The 22,139-nt window shown below is 63.5% G+C and carries 20 protein-coding genes and 1 riboswitch; of the genes, 12 read left to right on the forward strand and 8 right to left on the reverse strand.

Annotated features, from left to right (window positions below; all coding sequences use genetic code 11):
• Positions 1 to 58: 58 nt before the first annotated feature.
• Together FJ957_RS18885 and FJ957_RS18890 are read left to right on the forward strand one after the other, a co-directional pair.
• Positions 59 to 697 (forward strand): acyl-homoserine-lactone synthase, encoded by a 639-nt coding sequence (locus FJ957_RS18885; protein WP_140645276.1) that lies wholly within the window; start codon positions 59 to 61, stop codon positions 695 to 697.
• Positions 698 to 708: 11 nt separating this feature from the next.
• Entirely contained in the window at positions 709 to 1,458 is a 750-nt protein-coding gene (locus FJ957_RS18890) for an enoyl-CoA hydratase-related protein (RefSeq protein WP_140833919.1), read from the forward strand.
• A 219-nt stretch (positions 1,459 to 1,677) separates the two neighbouring features.
• Here FJ957_RS18890 and ppk2 read toward each other — a convergent pair whose 3' ends face one another.
• The gene (gene ppk2, locus FJ957_RS18895) at positions 1,678 to 2,583 is read right to left on the reverse strand and encodes a polyphosphate kinase 2 (protein ID WP_140833921.1); all 906 of its coding nucleotides are present in this window, start codon (positions 2,581 to 2,583) and stop codon (positions 1,678 to 1,680) included.
• A 201-nt stretch (positions 2,584 to 2,784) separates the two neighbouring features.
• Between ppk2 and FJ957_RS18900 the strand changes: the two genes are divergently transcribed.
• The 3 genes from FJ957_RS18900 to FJ957_RS18910 all read left to right on the forward strand — a co-directional run bounded on the left by FJ957_RS18900 (position 2,785) and on the right by FJ957_RS18910 (position 6,073).
• A complete protein-coding gene (locus FJ957_RS18900) occupies positions 2,785 to 4,050 on the forward strand; it encodes an ATP-binding protein (RefSeq protein ID WP_140833924.1) in 1,266 nt (421 codons plus the stop codon).
• Positions 4,051 to 4,158: 108 nt separating this feature from the next.
• Positions 4,159 to 4,881, forward strand: coding sequence for a phosphate signaling complex protein PhoU (gene phoU, locus FJ957_RS18905; RefSeq protein ID WP_140833926.1), 723 nt, complete (start codon positions 4,159 to 4,161; stop codon positions 4,879 to 4,881).
• 187 nt (positions 4,882 to 5,068) lie between these two features.
• A complete protein-coding gene (locus FJ957_RS18910) occupies positions 5,069 to 6,073 on the forward strand; it encodes a magnesium and cobalt transport protein CorA (RefSeq protein WP_140833928.1) in 1,005 nt (334 codons plus the stop codon).
• A gap of 149 nt (positions 6,074 to 6,222) precedes the next feature.
• Here FJ957_RS18910 and FJ957_RS18915 read toward each other — a convergent pair whose 3' ends face one another.
• Positions 6,223 to 6,741, reverse strand: a complete 519-nt coding sequence (locus FJ957_RS18915; protein WP_140833930.1) for a GcrA family cell cycle regulator — start codon at positions 6,739 to 6,741, stop codon at positions 6,223 to 6,225.
• Positions 6,742 to 7,098: 357 nt separating this feature from the next.
• On the opposite strand from FJ957_RS18915, the gene FJ957_RS18920 reads away from it, so the two are divergent.
• From FJ957_RS18920 to FJ957_RS18930, 3 genes are all read left to right on the forward strand, one after another.
• The gene (locus tag FJ957_RS18920) at positions 7,099 to 8,298 is read left to right on the forward strand and encodes an aspartate aminotransferase family protein (RefSeq protein WP_140833932.1); all 1,200 of its coding nucleotides are present in this window, start codon (positions 7,099 to 7,101) and stop codon (positions 8,296 to 8,298) included.
• A 16-nt stretch (positions 8,299 to 8,314) separates the two neighbouring features.
• Positions 8,315 to 9,226: an ornithine carbamoyltransferase gene (argF, locus tag FJ957_RS18925; protein ID WP_140833934.1), complete on the forward strand. Its 912-nt coding sequence runs from the start codon at positions 8,315 to 8,317 to the stop codon at positions 9,224 to 9,226.
• Positions 9,227 to 9,349: 123 nt separating this feature from the next.
• Positions 9,350 to 10,378 carry an Hsp33 family molecular chaperone gene (locus tag FJ957_RS18930; RefSeq protein WP_140833936.1) on the forward strand — a complete coding sequence of 343 codons (1,029 nt, stop codon included), beginning with the start codon at positions 9,350 to 9,352 and terminating at the stop codon, positions 10,376 to 10,378.
• A gap of 197 nt (positions 10,379 to 10,575) precedes the next feature.
• Here the strand turns inward: FJ957_RS18930 and apaG are convergent, their stop codons facing one another.
• Entirely contained in the window at positions 10,576 to 10,968 is a 393-nt protein-coding gene (apaG, locus tag FJ957_RS18935) for a Co2+/Mg2+ efflux protein ApaG (protein ID WP_140833938.1), read from the reverse strand.
• Between the two features lie 320 nt (positions 10,969 to 11,288).
• Between apaG and FJ957_RS18940 the strand changes: the two genes are divergently transcribed.
• Entirely contained in the window at positions 11,289 to 12,431 is a 1,143-nt protein-coding gene (locus tag FJ957_RS18940; protein ID WP_140833940.1) for a ceramide glucosyltransferase, read from the forward strand.
• A gap of 33 nt (positions 12,432 to 12,464) precedes the next feature.
• Here the strand turns inward: FJ957_RS18940 and FJ957_RS18945 are convergent, their stop codons facing one another.
• On the reverse strand, positions 12,465 to 13,655 hold the full coding sequence (locus FJ957_RS18945) for an O-succinylhomoserine sulfhydrylase (protein ID WP_140833942.1): 1,191 nt from the start codon (positions 13,653 to 13,655) through the stop codon (positions 12,465 to 12,467).
• A gap of 56 nt (positions 13,656 to 13,711) precedes the next feature.
• Positions 13,712 to 13,789: riboswitch (SAM riboswitch) on the reverse strand.
• Positions 13,790 to 13,866: 77 nt separating this feature from the next.
• On the opposite strand from FJ957_RS18945, the gene FJ957_RS18950 reads away from it, so the two are divergent.
• Complete coding sequence (locus tag FJ957_RS18950) at positions 13,867 to 14,961, forward strand: 2'-deoxycytidine 5'-triphosphate deaminase (RefSeq protein ID WP_140833944.1); 1,095 nt, start codon at positions 13,867 to 13,869, stop codon at positions 14,959 to 14,961.
• A gap of 45 nt (positions 14,962 to 15,006) precedes the next feature.
• Here the strand turns inward: FJ957_RS18950 and araD1 are convergent, their stop codons facing one another.
• From araD1 to chvE, 4 genes are all read right to left on the reverse strand, one after another.
• A complete protein-coding gene (gene araD1, locus FJ957_RS18955; protein ID WP_140833949.1) occupies positions 15,007 to 16,002 on the reverse strand; it encodes an AraD1 family protein in 996 nt (331 codons plus the stop codon).
• A 201-nt stretch (positions 16,003 to 16,203) separates the two neighbouring features.
• On the reverse strand, positions 16,204 to 17,496 hold the full coding sequence (gene mmsB / locus FJ957_RS18960; RefSeq protein WP_140833953.1) for a multiple monosaccharide ABC transporter permease: 1,293 nt from the start codon (positions 17,494 to 17,496) through the stop codon (positions 16,204 to 16,206).
• Positions 17,493 to 19,025: a multiple monosaccharide ABC transporter ATP-binding protein gene (gene mmsA / locus FJ957_RS18965; protein WP_140833955.1), complete on the reverse strand. Its 1,533-nt coding sequence runs from the start codon at positions 19,023 to 19,025 to the stop codon at positions 17,493 to 17,495. The genes mmsB and mmsA overlap by 4 nt, the downstream gene beginning before the upstream one ends.
• Before the next feature lie 187 nt (positions 19,026 to 19,212).
• On the reverse strand, positions 19,213 to 20,283 hold the full coding sequence (gene chvE, locus FJ957_RS18970) for a multiple monosaccharide ABC transporter substrate-binding protein (protein WP_140673347.1): 1,071 nt from the start codon (positions 20,281 to 20,283) through the stop codon (positions 19,213 to 19,215).
• 292 nt (positions 20,284 to 20,575) lie between these two features.
• Here chvE and FJ957_RS18975 point away from each other — a divergent pair, with 292 nt between their 5' ends.
• Together FJ957_RS18975 and FJ957_RS18980 are read left to right on the forward strand one after the other, a co-directional pair.
• Entirely contained in the window at positions 20,576 to 21,565 is a 990-nt protein-coding gene (locus FJ957_RS18975) for a LysR substrate-binding domain-containing protein (protein ID WP_140833957.1), read from the forward strand.
• A gap of 103 nt (positions 21,566 to 21,668) precedes the next feature.
• Positions 21,669 to 22,004 carry a protamine-2 (modular protein) gene (locus FJ957_RS18980; RefSeq protein ID WP_140833959.1) on the forward strand — a complete coding sequence of 112 codons (336 nt, stop codon included), beginning with the start codon at positions 21,669 to 21,671 and terminating at the stop codon, positions 22,002 to 22,004.
• The last annotated feature ends 135 nt before the right edge of the window (positions 22,005 to 22,139 follow it).

Below are 22,139 nucleotides of genomic sequence, written 5' to 3' on the forward strand. Positions count from 1 at the left end.
CGCAATATTTTAAGGGACATCACGGCCGTATCTTCCTCTTAAGCCTAGGAGACGGCTAATGCTTTTTGCCCTTACCACTCAGGAACTGATGGAACGTCCCGACCTGTGGGAGGCGGTCCATCGCTTGCGCTACAAGATCTTCGTCGAGGAGATGGGATGGACCGATCTCGATCGTCCGGACCAGCTCGAGATCGACCAGTTCGATCATGACGAGGCCGAGCACCACCTAGTCATCCGCAATGGCGAACTGGCTGGCTACCAGCGCATGCTGCCGACCACACGGCCGCATCTGCTCACCGACGTGCTGTCGGATCTCTGCGAGGGACCTTCCCCCTCGGGGCCGAATGTCTGGGAACTGACCCGCTACGCGGTGGCTCCGGGTTTTCGCGACGGCAAACGCGGCGTCTCGACGGTCGGCACCGAACTGATCGCCGGCTTCGTCGAATGGGGCCTCAAGCGCTCCGTCAATCAGGTCATCATCGAGTTCGAGCCGATGTGGGTGCTGCGGGCGCTGCAACTGCACTTCCTGGCAAAGCCGCTCGGCTACCAGCGCACCTATGGCAACCAGCAGGTCGTGGCGACGCTGCTCACCTTCACCGAGCATACGCTCGATGTCGTGCGGGCCCGCCGCAACCACCACCTGCCGGTGCTGAACCGGGGTTATCCCGGTCTGCTCGGCCTCAAGCAGGCTTCGTGATGGAGACGGTCATGAATTTCCATCCCGAACCGGAACTGCGCGGCCATACGCTGGTCGTTACCGTGTCCTCGCATGATGGCCGGCCGGTGCTCGACAGGCATGCCTATGCGAGCCTTGCCAGGACATTGCACGAGGCAGCCGTCAATGACGAGGTCCGTGTCGTCATGCTGCGCGGCCTTGCCGGATGCTTCTGCCTTGGCGGCGACTTCTCGGAATTTCTCGATGCCAGCAAGCACCGAGAGTTGATCGCCGCCGTCACCGACATGTTCCGCATGTTGGCGACCTTCCCCAAGCCGGTCCTTGCCTGCGTCGACGGCGACGCCGTCGGTGTCGGCTGCACCATCCTGTTCCATTGCGACATGGTGATCGCTTCCCGGGGCAGCACCTTCAGGGTGCCGTTCGTCGATTTCGGCCTGGTGCCGGACGCGGCGACCAGCATCCTGGCCCCCCAGAAGCTCGGCTATGCCGGCGCCTTCCGCTTCTTCTGCCTGGGCGATGCGCTGGGCGTCGAAGACGCCAGGGCGCTCGGCCTGGTCGGCGAGATCGTGACGCAAGGCAGCGCCGAGGAAGCGACGCTGGCGAGGGCAAAACAGCTGGCCAGGAAGCCTGTGGCGGCACTCCTGCAGACGCGCAGCCTGCTCAAGGGCGACACGGACGTCTTGTGCGACCGCATCGACCACGAGATCACGCTGTTCCAGCAGGCGCTTCAGGATGACACGACGCTGAAGCGGCTGCAGCGGATCGCCCGCCTGGCTGCCTGAGCGCCTGGCTTAAAAACCTCAGCGCCGCGCGAGCCGAAAGGCGCGCGGCGCTGTAATTCGTCCGGAACTGCATAGCAACGCAGATCGCTCAGGCCAGCGCTTCCTGGTGCGGGGCAACACCAGAGCAGTTCCCGGAAAAGTGTGAGCGGTTTTCCGTCCGGAATTGCGTAAAAACAAAGAGATAGGCGTTTCGTCGTTCCCATGAAACGGGGAAAAGCACTAGTCCTTCAGGAATTCCAATCCGTCGCCGATGATCTTGTTGTCGGGCTTGCCGATGGCATCGAGGTCGCGGCCGTCATAGGGCAGGGAAGACAGGATACGCTGGATCACCGCGAGCCGGGCGCGGCGCTTGTCGTTGGCCCGCACGACGATCCAGGGCGAGAATTCCTTGTGCGTGCGCTCGATCATCTGGTCGCGCGCCTTGGTGTAGTCGTCCCACTTGCCGACGCCGGCGATGTCGATCGGTGAGAACTTCCAGTTCTTCAGCGGCGACCAACGGCGGTCATGGAACCGTTCGAGCTGGGTCTCGCGGCCGATGTTCAGCCAGAATTTGAAGAAATGGATGCCCTCGTTGAAGATCATCCGCTCGAAATGCGGCGTCTCGTCGAGGAATTTCTCGTGCTGCTCCGGCGTGCAGAACCCCATGACCGGCTCGACGCCGGCGCGGTTGTACCAGGAGCGGTCGAAGGTGACGAACTCGCCCGAGGTCGGGAAATGGTCGACATAGCGCTGGTAATACCACTGCCCCGCCTCGGTCGGCGTCGGCTTGGTCAGGGCGACGTTGCGCGCCGTGCGCGGGTTCAAATATTGCCGCAGCACGAAGATCGTGCCGCCCTTGCCCGCCGCGTCGCGCCCTTCGAAAAGCGCCATCACCCGCTTGCCGGTGGCCTGCAGCCAGGCCTGCGCCTTGACCAGTTCGATCTGCAGAGCCTCGAGCTGGTTTTCGTACTCCTCGCCTTTCATCTTCTTGTCGTAAGGATAGCCGCCGGCGGTGAGCTTGTTGTCCTCGATCCAGTCCGGGAGCACCGGATTGTCGATGTCGAACTCGCGCTCCTTGCCGCCGATCTTGATCTTGATCGGTGCCGTGGCCGGCACCGCTTCAACCGTTTCCTTGGCCTTTTTCATCCAGACGAACCTTTCCAGTTTGCGGACTCATGCTATGGAGCCTGTGCAGCGCAGCGCGCATTCGGGCGCAAAAACGCTGTAGCATTTTGATTTTGCGCATGAACCTTCGCGAAAATCGATCCTGATTTTCAGGGCCCCATGCGTCAGGTCGGTCCAGCGAGCCGCTGGCCGGTCGAACGGGATGCGGGGTGGCGCGGGCCTATGGCAGAGACGGGCGCGGGACAAAACAACAGGGGGCAAGCCTTGGCGGCGCGGCTGTCACGCAACCGCTGGCTGCTTGGCGCGGGCGTTCTCGCGGTCCTTGCCGTTTATTTTTTCGCCGGCGCCTCCGTCTATGTGCTGATGCTGGCCCTGGCCGCGCTGGCGGCTGCCGCGATACTGCCGGCAAATGCCGAACGCCAGCCAGCCGATACGGGAGCAGCGATCGAGGCAAGCGGGCTGCAGCGGCTGTCCGGCGAGTATCTGGCGGCTGCCGTCGCCGATCCGCTCATCATATTCGATCGCTCCGCCGCCATGGTTCACGCCAACGCCGCCGCCTTCGCCGCCTTCGGCGGGCTGGCTCCGGGGATGTCGCTGGCATTGAAGTTTCGCGCGCCGGAAATGCAGGCGCTGCTCGACGGCATCCTGTCGGGGCAGGTCGCCGCCGATGCGGTCGACTACACCGAGAAGCTGCCGGTGGAGCGGACATATCGGGTCAGCGCGTCCACGGTCGGCCATGCCACCGGCCTTTACGTGCTGGTGTTCAAGGATCAGAGCGAGACGCGTCGCATCGATCGCATGCGCGCCGATTTCATCGCCAATGCCAGCCATGAACTGCGCACGCCGCTCGCCTCGATCGCCGGCTTCATCGAGACGCTGCGCGGGCCGGCCCGCAACGATCCGGCGGCGCGCGACCAGTTCCTGCAGATCATGCAGAACCAGACCGGCCGCATGGCCCGCCTGATCGACGATCTGCTCTCGCTGTCGCGGTTGGAGATGAAACCCTATCTGAGGCCGGGCACGGAGGTCGATCTTCGCCAGACGATCGATAGCGTCATCGATTCGCTCGGGCCGCTGGCCGGTGAGAACGGCGTCGTCATCGAGCGGGAATTCGCCAACGGGCCGCTCGTCGTTCCCGGCGATCGCGACGAACTGTTCCAGGTTTTCGAGAATCTCCTGGAGAACGCCTGCAAATACGGCCAGTCAGGCGGGCACGTCACCGTATCGATCGCCGGCGGCGAGGATAGCCAACAGCCTGGCTTCGACGTCACGATAAGGGACTATGGTCCGGGCATTGCCGAAGAACACATCCCGCGTATCACCGAGCGCTTCTACCGCGTCGATGTCGAAAACAGCCGCACCCAGAAAGGCACCGGGCTTGGCCTTTCGATCGTCAAGCATATATTGACCCGTCATAACGCAAGGTTGTCGATCAAGTCGGAAGTCGGCAAGGGCGCGGCGTTCACGGTTCATTTGCCGGCTCGCTGATCGTGTATCGGTTGCCAACCGCGATTTTCTTCTTTCTGTCATGCGGTTCGCGTATCAGCGACGGATTGAGGGAACGCACCAGCCGGCATAAACCGGGAAGGCATATCCATGCAGTCCGTCCATATCGCCAGTGCCTATGATGAAGAGCTGAAGTTCCTGTCGAAGCGCATCGCTGCGATGGGCGGCCATGCCGAGCGCATGGTCGAACAGGCGGTTGCGGCCCTTGTGAACGTCGACCATGGCCTCGCGCAGAAGGTCATCCAGGACGATCTCGTCCTCGACGAAGGACAGCGCGAGATCGACGACAAGGCCATCATCATCATCGCCAGGCGCCAGCCGATGGCCACGGACCTGCGCGAGATCGTTGGCGCGATCCGTATCTCGGCCGATATCGAGCGCGTCGGCGACTTGGGCAAGAACGTCGCCAAGCGCGTGGCCTCGGTCGACGGCCGCCAGCCGAACAGTCTTTTCCGCGGCCTGGAGGCCCTTGCCAATCTGGCGCTGACGCAGCTCAAGGACGTGCTCGACGTCTATGCCTCGCGCTCGGTCGAGGGGATTGGCCTCGTGCGCGACCGGGACGACCAGATCGACGCCATGTACACCTCGCTGTTCCGCGAGCTTTTGACCTACATGATGGAAGATCCGCGCAACATCACGCCCTGCACGCATCTTCTGTTCTGCGCCAAGAACATCGAGCGCATCGGCGACCACGCGACCAATATCGCCGAGACCATCTACTATATCGTCACCGGCGACCAGATGCCCGCGGACCGGCCGAAAGGCGACAAGACCGACAAGGTTGTGCTTCCGGGCATGGTATCGGCTAAGTGAACCGGCGCCTCTCGAACGGCGTTCTAATATAGGCTAAGCTCCTCCGAGCAATTCCAGGAAAAGTGTGAAACGGTTTTCCGTCCGGAATTGCGTGAAATAAGAAGATTGGGCGGTTCGCCGTTTCGATGAAACGGTGAAACGTTCCAGGGACAGCGATTTTGTCAGTCGCAGTCTCGGGAGGTTTGCGATGGAACAAGTTCGAAACCTGACCCCGGCCCTAACGTCGGGCATCATTGCATCCAGCGTCTATTCGGGCGGCAAGCGCATCGCCGACATCGCCATCGAACAGGCCGGCGAATGGGCGGCAAAGCCCGGCCATGTCGTCTGGATCGGCCTGCTCGAGCCCGATCGCAACCTTCTGCTGCGCGTGCAGGCGCAATTCCACCTGCATGATTTGGCGATCGAGGATGCCGAGCATCCGCATGCGCGCCCGAAGATCGAGCAATATGGCGACGCCCTCTTCATCGTTGCCCGCACCGCGCAATTGATCGACGGCCGCGTCACTTTCGGCGAGACGCATCTGTTCGTCGGCACCGGCTACATCGTCAGCGTCCGGCACGGCCCGTCGACCTCTTACGCCGCCGTGCGCCAGCACTGGGAGAGCTGCCCGCATTCGCTCGCCAAGGGCGAGGATTTCGTCCTCTACGCCATCCTCGATTTCATCGTGGACAACTACATGCCGGTGCTGGAGCAGATCGAGGACGAGGTGGAGGCGATCGAGGACAAGGTGCTTTTGAAGCCGATGACAGGTTCCGATATCGAGCGGCTTTACATGCTGCGCCGCGATCTGCTGCGCCTGCGCAATGCGGCGCTGCCGCTGGTCGAGGTCTGCCGTCGGCTGACCAGCGCCGACCTGCCGCAGATCCATGCCGCCATGCATCCGCTGTTTCGCGACGTGACCGACCACATCCGCACCGTGCAGGAAAAGATCGACTCGCTGCGCGAGGTTCTGGCCTTCGCCTTCGAAGCCAGTCTGCTGGTCGGCCAGAGCCAGGAAACCGCAATATCCAAGAAGCTCGCCTCATGGGCCGCCATTCTGGCGGTGCCCACGGCCTTCGCAGGCATCTACGGCATGAATTTCTCCGACATGCCGGAACTGAAGATGGAGTACGGTTATCCAATCATCCTGCTGGTGATGGCCGCGATCTGCTCGTTCCTGTACTGGCGGTTCAAGAAGAATGGGTGGCTGTGAAGAGAGCGAATAGCGAATAGGGAACAGCGAAAAAAACGGCTTGCTCCCTGTTACAGAAGCCAAGCCGTTCTATTCGCTATTCGCTATTCGCTATTCGCTATTCGCTATTCGCTATTCGCTATTCGCTATTCGCTATTCGCTATTCGCTATTACCTTGCCCGGCGCCGCTCGCCCGCCGGCTGGAACGCCACCCGGGAATGATACTTGCAATAGGGTCCCGTTTCGGCGGCGTCGTTGCCGCAGAAGTTGAAGTCCTCCGACAGCGGATCGCCGTTCGGCCATTTGCAGGTGCGTTCGGTCAGCTCGACGAGCTGCAGATGCCGCGAGATCGGCACGACCACGTTCTCGACCGGTCGGATATAGTGGCGCGCGACCGGCTCGGCGTCGAACTGCACCTGCAGCGCGGTGGCGCCGATGGTGGCGGTCACGTGACGCGCGGCACTTGAAGCGCGGGCCACCGATTTCTGCATCGAGGCGCCTTGCGTCGCCTTCTTCTGGCGCGCCGGGGCGGACGTCGCGCGGCCGCGGCCCGACAGCTTCAGGCGATGCACCTTGCCGATGACGGCGTTGCGGCTCACTCCGCCAAGCTGTGCGGCAATCTGGCTGGCGCTCAGACCCTCCGACCACAGTTTCCTGAGAAGTTCTACCCGCTCATCAGTCCAGTTCATGGGGCCGCGCTCCTGCTGAGGCGTGCGGTAGTCAGAATCCGTTCCCGACCCGGCTTCCGCCGGGCAAACAACACCACATATACCGGGTGATCTAGGTCCGCCGCACGAAATCTAGTTATTTCTCGACTACAAATACCTTAAGCGCTGACTCGGTGACAAGAGTCCCCAGGGCAACACGATTCGGTTTTTTCGGTTTTCCCCAACTTGCCGGTCTACTTATGAGCCGGCGTGGCGTCGGAGGATCGCCACGCGCTTCTGCGTGACGTTTTCGTTGACTTCATGGCCGAAAAACATGATAAGCCGCAAAGGCCGCCGCATTGGCGGCTTTTTTGATTTCCGGTTCCGGAGATGCATATAATGAGCGGTTCGGCGCTTTACGAGACCTTTGCTCGCGCCCCCCTGGCTTTCGACCGCGGGGAGGGGACCTGGCTGGTCACCGACAAGGGCGAGCGATATCTCGACTTCGCGGGCGGCATCGCGGTGAATTCGCTGGGCCACGGCCATCCGCATCTGGTTGCGGCGCTCACCGAGCAGGCCGCCAAGCTGTGGCACGTCTCCAACCTCTATGAGATCCCGGAGCAGCGCCGGCTGGGCGAGCGGCTGGCCGAAGCGACCTTTGCAGACAAGGTGTTCTTCACCAATTCCGGTGCCGAAGCGCTGGAATGCGCCATCAAGACGGCCAGGCGCTATCAATTCGTCAAGGGCCATCCCGAGCGTTTCCGAATCATCACGTTCGAGGGTGCCTTTCACGGCCGCACGCTGGCGACGATCGCCGCCGGCGGCCAGTACAAATATCTCGAAGGCTTCGGTCCGAAGGTCGAGGGGTTCGACCAGGTCGCTTTCGACGACATCGACGCCGCGGAAAAGGCGATCACGCCGGAGACCGCGGCGATCCTGATCGAGCCGGTGCAAGGCGAGGGCGGCATTCGCCCGGTGCCGACGCAGTCCTTGAAGCGGCTGCGGCAACTCTGCGACAAGCACGGCCTGCTGTTGATCTTCGACGAGGTCCAGTGCGGCATCGGTCGTACCGGCAAGCTGTTCGCGCATGAATGGACGGGCGTCACGCCCGATCTGATGGCGATCGCCAAGGGCATCGGCGGCGGTTTTCCGATGGGCGCCTGCCTTGCCACCGACGAGGCGGCGACCGGCATGACGGCCGGCGTGCACGGCACCACCTTCGGCGGCAATCCGCTGGCGATGGCCGTCGGCAACGCCGTGCTCGACATTGTTCTGGCCGACGGCTTCCTCGAGGACGTGCAGTGCAAGGCGCTGCTTCTGAAGCAGGGCCTTGCGGCGGTGGCCGATGAATTCCCCGACGTCATCGAGGGCATCAGGGGAACCGGCCTGATGCTCGGCCTGAAATGCGCCATGCCCAACACTAAGGTGAACATGGCGCTGCGCGACCAGCACCTGCTTGCCGTGCCGGCGGGCGACAATGTCATCCGCCTCCTGCCGCCGCTCACCGTCACCGACGAGGAGATCGGCGAGGCGCTGGAGCGCATTCGCGGCGGCGCCAAGGGCCTGACCGACGCGACTGCGGCCGAAGCCGCCAAATAATTTCTGGAACCTGCCGATGAGCGTTCGCCACTTCACCGATCTATCCGCCGTTTCGGCGGGCGACCTGCGCATCATGCTGGACGACGCGGTGGCGCGAAAGACCAGGCTCAAGGCGGGCGAGCGTTCAAAACCGCTCGATGGCAAGGTGCTGGCCATGATCTTCGACAAGCCGTCGACGCGCACGCGCGTATCCTTTGATGTCGGCATGCGCCAGCTCGGCGGCGAGACCATCATGCTGACCGGCACCGAGATGCAGCTCGGCCGGTCGGAGACGATCGCCGACACGGCAAAGGTGCTGTCGCGTTACGTCGACGCCATCATGATCCGCACCACCTCGCATGACCGGCTGCTGGAGCTCACCGAGAACGCCACCGTTCCGGTGATCAACGGGCTGACCGACGACACGCACCCCTGCCAGCTCATGGCCGACATCATGACCTTTGAGGAACATCGCGGGCCGGTGGCCGGCAAGACCTTCGCCTGGACCGGCGACGGCAACAATGTGCTGCATTCGCTCCTGGAAGCCTCGGCGCGGTTCCGCTTCAGCCTCAATGTCGCTGTGCCGGAAGGCAGCGAGCCTTTCGAGAAATATGTCGACTGGTCGAAAGCCAATGGCGGCAAAGTCCGGTTTTCCAGGTCCGCCGAGGAGGCCGTCGACAAGGCCGACTGCGTCGTCACCGACAGCTGGGTCTCGATGGGCCAAGAGCATCGCGCCCGCGGCCACAACGTCTTCCTGCCCTATCAGGTCAATGCGGCGCTGATGGCAAAGGCCAGGCCCGATGCTTTGTTCATGCACTGCCTGCCGGCGCATCGCGGCGAGGAGGTCACCGACGAGGTGATCGACGGGCCGCATTCGGTGGTCTTCGACGAGGCCGAGAACCGGCTGCACGCCCAGAAGGCGGTGCTGGCCTGGTGCCTGGGCGCTTGAGAAGGGCCGAGCTGACCGCTTCCGGCCCGATCGGGCTCAACTTGATCTGGGGATATGTGATGCCTATTTGCGGGCCATCACGTAAATTGAACGCGCTTCGACGCATGCGGCTCACCGGGCGGCATGGCTGCGCCCCGGAGTATTGTCATGTTGGAAACCCAGATCTTGGCTGAACATAAACCCCAACTCGGTGAATTCGGCTTCGCCGGCGACGATCACGTCGTGCCTTACGAGGTCGCGCCGCTCGATGTGCGCGGCCGCACCGTGCAGCTCGGGCCGATGCTCGACGCTATTCTGAGCCGCCACAATTATCCCGAGCCGGTCGCCCGCCTGCTGGCGGAAGCCTGCGTGCTCACCGTGCTGCTGGGCACGTCGCTGAAATTCGAAGGCAAGTTCATCCTGCAGACCCGCACCGACGGTCCGGTCGACATGCTGGTGGCTGATTTCACCACGCCGCATGCGTTGCGCGCCTACGCGCGCTTCGATGCCGACCGGCTGCAGGCGCTGACCGCCGCCGGCGAGACCTCGCAGCAGACGCTGCTTGGCGACGGCGTCTTGGCCTTGACCATCGACCAGGGCGCGCATACGCAGCGCTACCAGGGCATCGTCCAGCTCGACGGCACCTCGCTGGAGGATGCCGCGCGCACCTATTTCCGGCAGTCGGAGCAGATCCCGACCGAGATCAAGATGTCGGTCGCCAAGCTGGTCACGCCCGGCCCGGCCGGCGCGCGCGAGCAGTGGCGCGCCGGCGGCATCCTGGCGCAATTCCTGCCGCAATCGCCGGAGCGCATGCGCGTCCCCGATATTTCCGGTGGCGACGGCGATCCGCGTGACGTCGCGGACCACCCGGCCGACAATTCCTGGCAGGAGTTGCTGGCGCTGCTCGGCACGATCGAGCCGACCGAGTTGATCGACCCGACGGTGGGCGCCGAGCGGTTGCTCTATCGGCTGTTCCACGAACACGGCGTGCGCGTCTTCCGCGGCGTGCCTGTCGCCGACCAGTGCTCCTGCTCGCGCGACAAGATCCGCGGCATTCTCGAAGGCTTTTCGGCCGAGGAGATCAAGGACTCGACCGAAGACGGCGGCATCCATGTCGCCTGCGAGTTCTGCTCGACGCAATACGACTTCGACCCCGCCGAATTCGTGAAGTAGGAACCTTTCCTTCTCCCCGTTTCACGGGGAGAAGGTGTCACGAAATGACGGATGAGGGGCGGCGCCAACCTCGAAGAAGATTACGCCGGCACCTCAAGGCTTTCGTCGAGCTCGAAGGCAATCTCGAGAAGTCGGCGCTGTCCCTCATTGCCCTGCCGGGCATTTCTCCTCGTGAACGGGGAGAAAGACGCTGTCGCTTAATTCACCGTGCGCCTTGTCCCCGGCATATCGAGCGAGAAAGCCGGAATGGCGATATCGAACGTCTCGCCGCGGCCGTTGCGCATCGTGTAATGGCCGACCATGATGCCCGACGGCGTCGAGAGCGGGCAGCCCGAGGTGTACTGGTAGCTGTCGCCGGGATTGAGTTCCGGCTGGTCGCCGACGACGCCAGCGCCGCGCACCTCCTCGACCCGGCCCCGACCATCGGTGATGTGCCAGTAGCGCGACACAAGCTGCACGAACTCGTCGGAGCGGTTGTCGATCGTCACCTGATAGCCCCAGACATAGCGGTTCTCGGATGGATCGGAGCGGTCCTCCAGAAAGAAGGGCCTGACCAGCACTTCGATGTTGCGCGTCACTGCGCGATACATGGGCCACTCCGGTTGCCGCTGCGGAATATATGTCACGCTCCGCTCTTGTTAGACGTAGCGCCGACCATCCTGCCAGCCTTGTAAGCGCAGGTGCCGAAAAACAATGTCATTTAAGTGACACATGACAATGTTGGTGTGCACAAACCGTGCCGGGCGACTCGGACGCTGTGTAACTGATGAAACGGCCGCGTGCGGCCCAGGGCAATTCCAGGAAAAGTGTGAGCGGTTTTCCGTCCGGAATTGCGTAAAAACAGGGAGATAGAGTGGTTCGCCGCTTCCGTGAAACGGTGAAACTCTCTATCAGGAGTGACCAGATCTCGATGGAACTGACTCTCGCAGCCGGCCTGGCTTCGTCAGCCCTTCTTTTCTCCAATCTCGCCAGCATCCTGCTCGCCTCGTCGCGGCTGAAGCGGCGGCATATCATTGCGCCGCCGGCCGCCGCGCAGCCGGTCTCGATCATCGTTCCGTCGCGCGGCGTCGAGCCGTTCACGCAGGAGACCTTGCAGCGCGCCTTCTCGCTCGATTGGCCGCGCTACGAGCTGATCTTCTGCGTCGCGCATGCCGAAGACCCGGTGGTCAAGCTGATCGATGCCGCGATCGCGCGCTATCCGAAGGTGCCGGCGCGGCTCCTGATCGGTGACGACCGCGTCAGCGCCAATCCCAAGCTCAACAACTGCATAAAGGGCTGGCAGGCTGCGCGGCACGATTGGGTGGTCCTCGCCGATTCCAACGTGCTGATGCCGAGGGACTATGTCCAGCACCTGATGGCGGCATGGCGCCCGGATACCGGCCTCGTCTGCTCGACGCCGGTCGGCTCGCGGCCGGACAGGTTTTGGGCCGAAGTCGAATGCGCTTTCCTCAACACGCTGCAGGCGCGCTGGCAGTATGCCGGCGAGGCGCTTGGGCTCGGCTTCGCCCAAGGCAAGAGCATGCTGTGGAACAAGCCGATGCTCGATGCCAATGGCGGTATCCAGGCTTTGGCCGCCGAGATCGCCGAGGACGCGGCCGCCACCAAGCTGGTCAACAGCCTGGGCCTGCGCGTCAATCTCGTCGCTTCGCCTTTCGAGCAGCCGCTCGGCCAGCGCCGGCTCGCCGAGATATGGTCACGCCAGGCGCGCTGGGCGCGGCTGCGCCGCGTCACCTTCCCGCTGTTCTTCGCGCCGGAGATCCTGACCGGCGCCGCGATGCCGCTGCTTCTCGCGCTGATTTCGGCCGCAACGGCCGGCGTCAGCCTGCCGACCACGGCGCTCTGCGTGCTCGCGGCCGCCTATCTGCCGGAATGCCTGCTTGCCTGGGCAAAAGGCTGGTACCTGTCGCCGCGCAGCGTCACCGCGATGCTCACGCGCGACGCGATGCTTCCGGCCATCTGGGTGCGCGCCTGGTTCGGCGGCGCCGTCGAATGGCGCGGCAATGCCATGACCATCCGCACCAAGGCGATGACCGAACTGGAGGAGCTTGCCTGAAGTCCTGTGTAGCGACGGTCGCCGCTACAGGTCTTATTTGGCCGCCTTCAGCGCCTGCTCGATGTCCTCCAGCAGATCGTCGGCGTCCTCCAGGCCGACGGAGAGCCTGAGCGTGCCCGGCCCGATGCCGAGTTCGGCCCGCGCGTCGTCGCTCAGGTTCTTGTGCGTGGTCGTCGCCGGATGGGTGATCAGGCTCTTGGCGTCGCCGAGATTGTTCGAGATCAGCACGATGTCGAGCGCGTTCTGCAAGGCGAAGGCCGCCTGCTTGCCGCCCTTGACGTCGAGGCAGATCAGCGTCGAGCCACCCGACATCTGCTTCTTGACGATATCGGCCTGCGGGTGGTCGGCCCGGCCCGGATAGATGACGCGGGCGATCTCCGATCGGCCGGCGAGGAAATCCGCGATCTTGCCGGCGCTCTCGGTCTGCTGGCGCACGCGCAGCGGCAGCGTCTCCAGGCCTTTCAACAGCGTCCAGGCGTTGAAGGGCGACAGGCTGGGGCCGGTGTGGCGGAAATAGTCGTGCAGGTTCTCGTCGATCCATTTCTTGTCGGACAGGATGACGCCGCCAAGGCAACGGCCCTGGCCGTCTATGTGCTTGGTCGCCGAATAGACGACAATATGGGCGCCGAGCTGCAGCGGCTTCTGCTGCAGCGGCGTGGCGAAGACATTGTCGACGATCACGCGCGCGCCGATCGAATTGGCGAGCTTGGCAACCGCGGCGATGTCGACCACTTCCAGCGTCGGATTGGTCGGGCTTTCGAGGAAAAACAGCTTGGTGTTCGGCCTTATCGCCTTTTCCCAATTGGCGATGTCGGTGCCGTCGACCAGCGTCGCCTGGATGCCGTAGCGCGGCGCCAGCGTCTCGACCACCCAGCGACAGGAGCCGAACAGGGCGCGCGCCGCAACGATATGGTCGCCGGCCTTGGCGCTGCACAGCAACGCGGCTGAGACGGCCGCCATGCCGGAAGCGGTAGCGCGGGCATCCTCGGCGCCTTCGAGCGCGCACATGCGCTTTTCGAACATGTCGACCGTCGGGTTGGCGTAGCGCGAATAGATGAAACCGGGCTCCTCGCCCTTGAAGCGGGCTTCCGCGGCTTGCGCCGTCTCGTAGACATAGCCCTGGGTGAGGTACATCGCCTCGGATGTCTCGCCGAAGCCGGAACGCAGCGTTCCGGCATGCACGAGTGCCGTCTGAGGTTTCCAGTTGCGCTTCTTGGTGCTCATAGCCCTGCTTCCAGACACAAAAAAACCGGCCGCGAAGTCGCAACCGGTCCATATAGCCTTGCGGCTCGACGGTCCTTTAGCGACTTGTTTAACGTGGCTGCAAGCCGACCGGCCAAATCACCACGGGATAACGACCCTTTAGACCCGCGCCGCGCTTGCGTCAATTGCCGGCTTCATTAAGAGGTTTGTACCAGCAGAGCGGAGTAAGACTTTGCGGCAGACAGGCATTCTTCCCGACCAGGATATTTCCGCGCTGTTCCAGTCCGGCGCGCTGAAGTCGCCGCGCGCGCTGGACACCAACCAGATCCAGCCGGCCAGCCTTGACCTGAGGCTCGGCGACACGGCCTTCCGCGTGCGCGCCTCCTTCCTGCCCGGCCCCGATCATCGGGTAGCCGACAAGCTCGAGCGGCTGAAGTTGCATGAATTCAGCCTCGCCGAGGGCGCGGTGCTGGAGACGGGTTGCGTCTACATCGTGCCGCTGCTCGAAAGCCTGGCGCTGCCCTCGAATGTGTCCGCTTCCGCCAATCCCAAGAGCTCGACCGGGCGGCTCGACATCTTCACCCGGGTGATGACCGATCGCGGCCACGAGTTCGACAAGATCGCCGCCGGCTATCACGGGCCGCTCTATCTCGAAGTCAGCCCGCGCACCTTCCCGATCGTCGTGCGGGCCGGCTCGCGGTTGTCGCAGATCCGTTTTCGCACCGGCAACGCGGTGCTGTCGGAGAGCGAGCTGCGCGACCTTCACCGCGCCGAGATGCTGGTCGCCACCGAGCCGCCCAATATTTCAGGCGGCGGCATCGCGCTCTCCATCGACCTCGACGGCGACAAGGACGGCCTTGTCGGCTACCGCGGCAAGCACCACACCGGCCTCGTCGATGTCGACAAGCGCGCCGCGCAGGATGTCGTCGATTTCTGGGAGCCGATCTACAAGAGCGGCGCCGGCGAACTCGTGCTCGACCCCGACGAATTCTACATACTGGTCAGCCGCGAAGCCGTGCATGTGCCGCCGCTCTATGCCGCCGAGATGACGCCTTTCGATCCGCTGGTCGGTGAATTCCGCGTCCACTATGCCGGCTTCTTCGACCCGGGCTTCGGCCACTCCGCCGCCGGCGGCAGCGGCAGCCGGGCGGTGCTGGAAGTGCGCAGCCACGAAGTGCCGTTCATCCTCGATCACGGCCAGATCGTCGGCCGCCTCATCTACGAGCACATGCTGCAGCGGCCGCAGGCGCTTTACGGCAGCGACCTCGGCTCGAACTACCAGGCGCAGGGCCTGAAGCTCTCCAAGCATTTTCGCGCCGCGCGCTAGTCTAAGGTCTGAGCTGCTGATCTCCCCTTGGGGGAGATCACGCTCTCACAACGCCTTCACCGCCACCTTGACCGGCTTTTCGATCTCCAGCGGATTGCGCAGCGGCAGGCCGAAATCCGGCGCCTCGATCTCGAACATATCGCCGGCCTCGGTCCTGATGCCGTCGGCAAACGACAGCGTCGCCGTGCCGAACATGTGCACATGCACGTCGCCCGGCTGGCGGAAGGCCGAATATTTGAAATGGTGATGCTCGAGATTGGCGATGGTGTGCGACATGTTCGCTTCGCCCGACAGGAACGGCTTCTCCCAAAGCAGCTTGCCGTCGCGCCAGATGCGCGATGCGCCGCGGATGTCGGCCGGCAGGTCGCCGATCAGGATCTCGGGGCCGAACGAGGCGTTGCGCAGCTTGGAATGGGCAAGGAACAGGTAGTTCACCCGCTCCGTCACGTGGTCGGAAAACTCGTTCGACAGCGTGAAGCCGACGCGGAACGGCGCGCCGTCATCGCCGATGACATAGATGCCTGCGATCTCCGGCTCCTCGCCGCCGTCCTGCGCGAAAGCCGGCGACATCAGGGGCGCGCCGGGGGCCACCGCCATCGTGCCGTTGCCTTTGTAGAACCATTCCGGCTGCACGCCGACCTGTCCCTTGGCCGGCTTGCCGCCTTCCAGCCCCATGCGGAACATCTTCATGGAATCGGTGAGGTCCTCCTCGCCGCCCTCGCTGAGCTTCTTGTGCATGGAATCGCGCGTCGCCGCGGAGCCGAGATGCGTCAGGCCCGTGCCGGTGAGATGCAGATGCGCGGGATCGGGGTGGTTGATCGGCGAGACCAGCCTGCCCCTCTTGTAGGCGGCATCGAGATCGACCGTCTCGCCATAGCCCTTGCGCTCGATCAGCGCTTCGAGCCCGGTGCCAGTGCGCGCGGCCTCCATCGCCAGCGAATAGACGCTGCGCGCGCCGTTGATGATCCTGGTCTTGCCGCCGCCGTTGCGGGCGACGACGCGGATCGTCTCGGCGTCGTCGAGGATCTGGGAGATCAGCATGTTGAAATCCTCTCTCATTTTTGCCGGCCGCCCGCGGGCAAGCCTTGACTGGCGCGGCGCGGAGCAATCCCCGCCACGGTTGAAACTCTTCGTCCGGATTGCGTTCGCGAGCCTGGTCCTTGCTGGGCCCTTGGCGCCGACGGGTTGCCGGCAGCTTCGCGATCTGAAACCCGTATGCCTCCTTAAATCCGCTTCCGGCCTTCAGGCCTTGTTCTTGTTGTAGACGTCGAAGATCACGGCGCCGAGCAGCACCAGGCCCTTGACCACCTGCTGCCAGTCGACATTGACGCCCATGATCGACATGCCGTTGTTCATCACGCCCATGATGAAGCCGCCGACGACGGCGCCGATCACCTGTCCGACGCCGCCCATCGCCGAGGCGCCGCCGATGAAGACAGCCGCGATGACGTCGAGCTCGCTGCCGAGACCCGCCGCCGGCACCGCCTGGCCGAGGCGCGCCGCGATGATCAGGCCGCCCAGCGCCGAAAGCACGCCCATGTTGATGAAGACCAGCAGCGTCAGCCTCTCGGTATTGATGCCCGAAAGCTGCGCGGCCTTGGCGTTGCCGCCCATGGCGTAGATGCGGCGGCCGATGGTCATGCGCTTGGTGACGAAGACGAACAGCGAGATCAGCACGCCCATCACCAGCAGCACGACCGGCAGGCCCCTGTAGCTCGCGAACTGGAAGACCAGGAACAGCGCCAGCGCGCTGCCGACCAGCGTCTTGACGACGAATAGCGGGAAGGGCTCCGCCTCATAGCCATGCCGCTCGCGCTTGCGCCGCGTCCTGAAGCCGAAATAGGCGTAGGCGAGCACCGCGACCAGGCCCAGCACGATTGTCGTCATGTGCAGCGTCAAGCCGCTGCCGACGATGGTCTTGCCGGCGGCATTCACCGTCGGCGGGATCAGCGTCAGCGGGCCGATCACGTCCGGGATGAAGCCCGAGCTCAGTGCCTTGAAGCTGTCCGGCAGCGGGCCGACCGAGGAGCCTCCGCCAAGCAGCGCCTGGCAGATGCCGCGGAAGATCAGCATGCCCGCCAATGTCACGATGAAGCTCGGTATCCGGTGATAGGCGATCCAGTAGCCTTGCGCCGCGCCTATGAGACCGCCGACGATCAGGCAGACGATCGAGACCACCAGCGGATTCGAGAATATCCCGAGCGGCCAGATCACCATCATCATCGCCGCCAGCGCGCCGATGAAGCCGGCGACCGATCCCACGCTGAGGTCGATATAGCCGGCGACGATGACCAGGAGCATGCCGAGCGCCATCACGATGATGAACGAGTTCTGCTGCACCAGATTGCTGAGGTTGACCGGTTTGAACAGCGTTCCCGACGTCGTGTACTGGAAGAACAGCATGATGACGATCAGCGCGATGATCAGGCCGTATTCGCGCAGATTCGTCGTCAGCGCCGAGACGGCGACGCGCGGTCCCTGCTTGACGTCCTCGGCGACGCCGCTTTGCGGCGCGGGAGCGCTGTCTGTGCTCATGATGCTTTTCCTTCTCCGCGAACGATGGCGCGCATGATTTTTTCCTGGCTTGCGTCGCTTGCCGCCATTTCGCCGACGATACGCCCTTCATTCATCACATAGATGCGGTCGGAGATACCGAGCAGTTCAGGCATTTCCGACGAGATGACGATGATCGCTTTGCCCTCGGCGGCAAGGCGCGCGATGATCGTATAGATTTCGTACTTCGCGCCGACGTCGATGCCGCGGGTCGGCTCGTCCAGGATCAAAATTTCCGGATCGGCGAACAGCCATTTGGACAGCACGACCTTCTGCTGGTTGCCGCCCGACAGGTTGCCGGTCAGCTGGTAGACGCTGGAGGCGCGGATGTTGGTCTTCTTGCGATAGTCGTTGGCGACGCTCATCTCGCGCATGTCGTCGATGACGCCGCGGCTCGAAACGCCACCCAGATTGGCCAAAGTCACATTGTGCTTGATATGGTCGATGAGGTTGAGGCCGTAGGTCTTGCGGTCCTCGGTGACGTAGGCGATGCGGTTCTCCACCGCCTTGCTTACCGTCGAAAGATCGAGCGGCTTGCCCCTGAGCAGCACCTCGCCGCTGATGCGCCGGCCGTAGGAGCGGCCGAACAGGCTCATGGCGAATTCGGTGCGGCCAGCGCCCATCAGCCCGGCGATGCCGACAACCTCGCCCTTGCGCACATTGATATTGATGTTCTTGATCACCTGCCGCTCGGCATGGATCGGGTGGTAGACCGACCAGTCCTTGACCTCGAAGATGACCTCGCCGATCTTTGGCTCGCGCGGCGGGTAGCGATCGTCGAGCGAGCGGCCGACCATCGAGGTGATGATGCGGTCTTCCGAGATGTCCTTCCTCGGCAGGGTCTCGATGGTGCGCCCGTCGCGGATCACCGTCACCTTGTCGGCGACGCGGTTCACCTCGTTGAGCTTGTGCGAGATCAGGATCGAGGTCATGCCCTGGCGCTTGAACTCGAGCAGAAGGTCGAGCAGCGCCTGGCTGTCCTTTTCGCTGAGCGACGCCGTCGGCTCGTCGAGGATCAGAAGCTTCACTTCCTTGCTCAGCGCCTTGGCGATCTCGACCAGCTGCTGCTTGCCGACGCCGATGTTGGTGATCAGCGTCTTGGGATCTTCGTTGAGCCCGACCTTCTTGAGCAGGGCGCTGGTGCGCGTCTCGTTGGCGTCCCAGTCGATGACGCCGTAGCTGGCGTGCTCGTTGCCGAGGAAGATGTTTTCCGCGATCGACAGCATCGGCACCAGGGCAAGCTCCTGGTGGATGATGACGATGCCGATATGCTCGCTGTCGTGAATGCCCTTGAAATTGCATTCCTGGCCGCGAAAGATGATCTGGCCTTCATAAGTGCCGGATGGATAGACGCCCGACAGCACCTTCATCAGCGTCGATTTGCCGGCGCCGTTCTCGCCGACGACGGCGTGGATCTCACCTTCCTCGACGCTGAGATTGACGTTCGACAACGCCTTCACGCCGGGAAACGTCTTGGTGATGTCGCGCATCTCCAAAATCGTCGAGGCCATCAGGATCTGCTCCCTGGCGCACGCCTCCCAGATCGGAAAAGGCTCATGCGCAAAATCAACATGCTGCGGCGGTTTCGCGTTGCGGATCGGCGCGTGACGCTGCAGAAGCCGGCAAAAACAATACCGGGGTCGGCTCTGAACGGAAAGGGGCCCTGCGTTGCGCAGGACCCCTCCCTTCGAGGCTGGACTACTTCAGCTCGTCGGCCTTGATGTAGCCGGAATCGACGACCTGCGCCTGGTAGTTCGACTTGTCGACCTCATGCGGCGTCAACAGGATCGAGGGAACGACCTTGACGTCGTTGTTGTAGGTCTTTTCGTCGAGGCCGTCCGGCTTGCCGCCGGAGAGCACCTTGTCGACCAGCTGCACGGTGGCCTTGGCCAGTTCGCGGGTGTCCTTGAACACGGTCGAATACTGTTCGCCCGAGATGATCAGCTTGACCGAGGCGGTCTCGGCGTCCTGACCCGTCACGATCGGCCAGGGCTGCGCATCCGTGCCGTAGCCGACGGCGCGCAGCGAGGCGGTGATGCCGCGCGACAGGCCGTCATAGGGCGACAGAACGCCATCGACGCGGCTGCCGTCCGAATAGTTGGCCGAAAGCAGGTTGTCCATGCGGGCCTGGGCGGTGGCGGCGAGCCAGCGCAGCGTGCCGACCTTGTCCATGCCCGTCTGGCCGGACTTGATCTTGATCGAGCCGTCGTCGATCAGCGGCTGCAGGACCGACATGGCGCCGTTGTAGAAGAAGAAGGCGTTGTTGTCGTCCGGCGAGCCGCCGAACAGCTCGACGTTCCACGGCTTGGTGTTCGGGAAACGCTCCTTGAGGCCCTTGACCAGCGAGTTCGCCTGGATGACGCCGACGCCGAAATTGTCGAAGGTGGTGTAGTAGTCGACATTGCCCGTCTTCTTGATCAGGCGGTCGTAGGCGACGACGACGACGCCTGCGTCATTGGCCTTCTGCAGCGCGTCGGCCATGGTGGTGCCGTCGATCGAAGCGATGATCAGCGCCTTCGGGCCCTTGGTGATTTCGTTTTCCAGCTGGCTGAGCTGGTTCGGGATGTCGTCCTGCGCATATTGCAGGTCGACGGTGTAGCCGAGCGCTTCGAGCTGGGACTTGACGGCGTCGCCGTCATTGATCCAGCGCTGCGAGGTCTTGGTCGGCATCAGCACGCCAACGAGACCCTTGTCGGCTGCATGCGCCGAATAGGTCATGGCGGCGATGCCAAGGGCCGCCACGGCGGCCAGCGTCTTGATGATCTTCACGATTACTCTCCCTGGTTGATGGACGCGACACCTCGGGGCTTCGCGGGCCGCGCAACCGAACAGGTGCGCTGGCGCGCCACTGTCGGCTTTATCGATCTCCGGTATCCTCCCAATCGGCCCCGCGGCGCAGTTTAAATCGATACGAATTTGCTCGTTGCCGACCGTTGCGCCTCGGAACGCGCGAAGGGTGGGTCCCTTTGACATAACTGTCAAATGCGATCTTTGCTGGTTGCTATATCGAAACTGATATAACTTAAGGAGCTCATAGAAATCCGGATAAGAGACCGAAACCATGGCGGCATCGCGCGATCCCGATGCGATTTCAGGGAGTTACGAGAAGTTGCCGGGAGATGGCGAGACGCTGCTGCGCAGCGGCCTCAGTCTTCGCCATATGCGCATGATCACCGCCCTGGACGATCACGGACGGGTGAGCGCCGCCGCCCAGGTCATGAATATCTCCCAGCCGGCCGCCTCGCGCATGATCGCCGAGATGGAGGCGGTGCTCGACGTGAAGTTGTGCGAACGGCTGCCGCGCGGCGTGACGCTGACCCCTTATGGCCAGGCGCTCGCCCGCCGTGCCCGCTCCATTTTGCTCGAGATGCGGGAGGCCGACCGAGAGATCTCCGAGCTCAAGGCCGGCAAGGGCGGCTCGGTCTTCCTCGGCGCGGTGACGGCGCCGGCGATCGAATTGGCCGTGCCGGCGATCCGTGAGATCCGCCGCATCTATCCGCGCATTGAGATCACCATGCAGGTCGAGACCTCGAACGTGCTTGCTCGCGAGCTGATCGCGTCGCGTCACGACTTCATCATCGCCCGTGTCCCCGACGACCTCAATCCGCGGCTCTTCGAATCGCGCGTCATCGGCGTCGAGAAGGCCTGCCTCATCGTGCGCCGTGGTCATCCCCTGGCGAGCGGCCGGATGGTGCGGCTGGAGGAGACGGCGGGCTATGACTGGGTGTTCCAGTCCGGCGGCTCGCCGCTGCGCCAGGCCATGGAAAGCAACTTCTTGAACCGCGACATTCCGCTGCCCGACCGCATCCTCAACACCTCTTCGCTGTTGCTCACCTTGGTGATGGTGGCGCAGTCCGACGCCATCGCGCCGGTCTCGATCCAGGTCGCCAAGTTCATCCAGGGCGGCGACGGGCTGGCCGGCGCCATCGATGTCGTGCAGACCGAGTTCGACATCGAGGTCCGGCCCTACAGCCTGATCACGGTCAAGAACCGCGTGCTCTCGCCCGCCGCCAAAATGCTGCACGACTTCATCCTGCGCGAAGTGGGGTAATGGAACGAGAATGCTACTCGTGCGTTCAAACCGATCGGCCGCTCGCTGGAGCCCGTTGCGGGTGAGGGAAGGCTGCCGATGCTCAACAGCTCGGGAGGTTTCGATGGAACGTCGGTTGTTTCTGACCGGAATGCTTGGGGTTGCGGGGGCGGCAGCGCTTGCAAGCCTGGCCGGACCAGCCAAGGCGGTTGCCGGCATCCCCAAAGGCACCGGGATTCTCGATGAATTGGACAAGCCGGATCCGGCCATCTACGAGGAGGATGACCAGGCCGATCTGCTGCAGCCAGCTCAGTATTACCGCCGCCGGTATTACCGTGACCGGTACTACCGCCGCCGCCGTCGGCGCGTTTGGAGACGGGTCTGCCGCCGCTACTGGCGCTATGGCCGGCGCCATGTCCGCTGTTGGCGCCGCCGCGTCTGGCTCGGCCTCCGGCTCTAGGTCGATGGCAACCACCTGCCCGGGGCCTGCCGGGTGAATCGCTGACTGGGTCTTGCGTTGGTGTGCAAGACCCAAAACGCTCGCATTACAACAGCCGAATTCATCCTCGCGCAAACTGATCGGCCTGAGGGTCGA

It is taken from the genome of Mesorhizobium sp. B2-4-6, assembly GCF_006442775.1.
Lineage (GTDB): Bacteria > Pseudomonadota > Alphaproteobacteria > Rhizobiales > Rhizobiaceae > Mesorhizobium.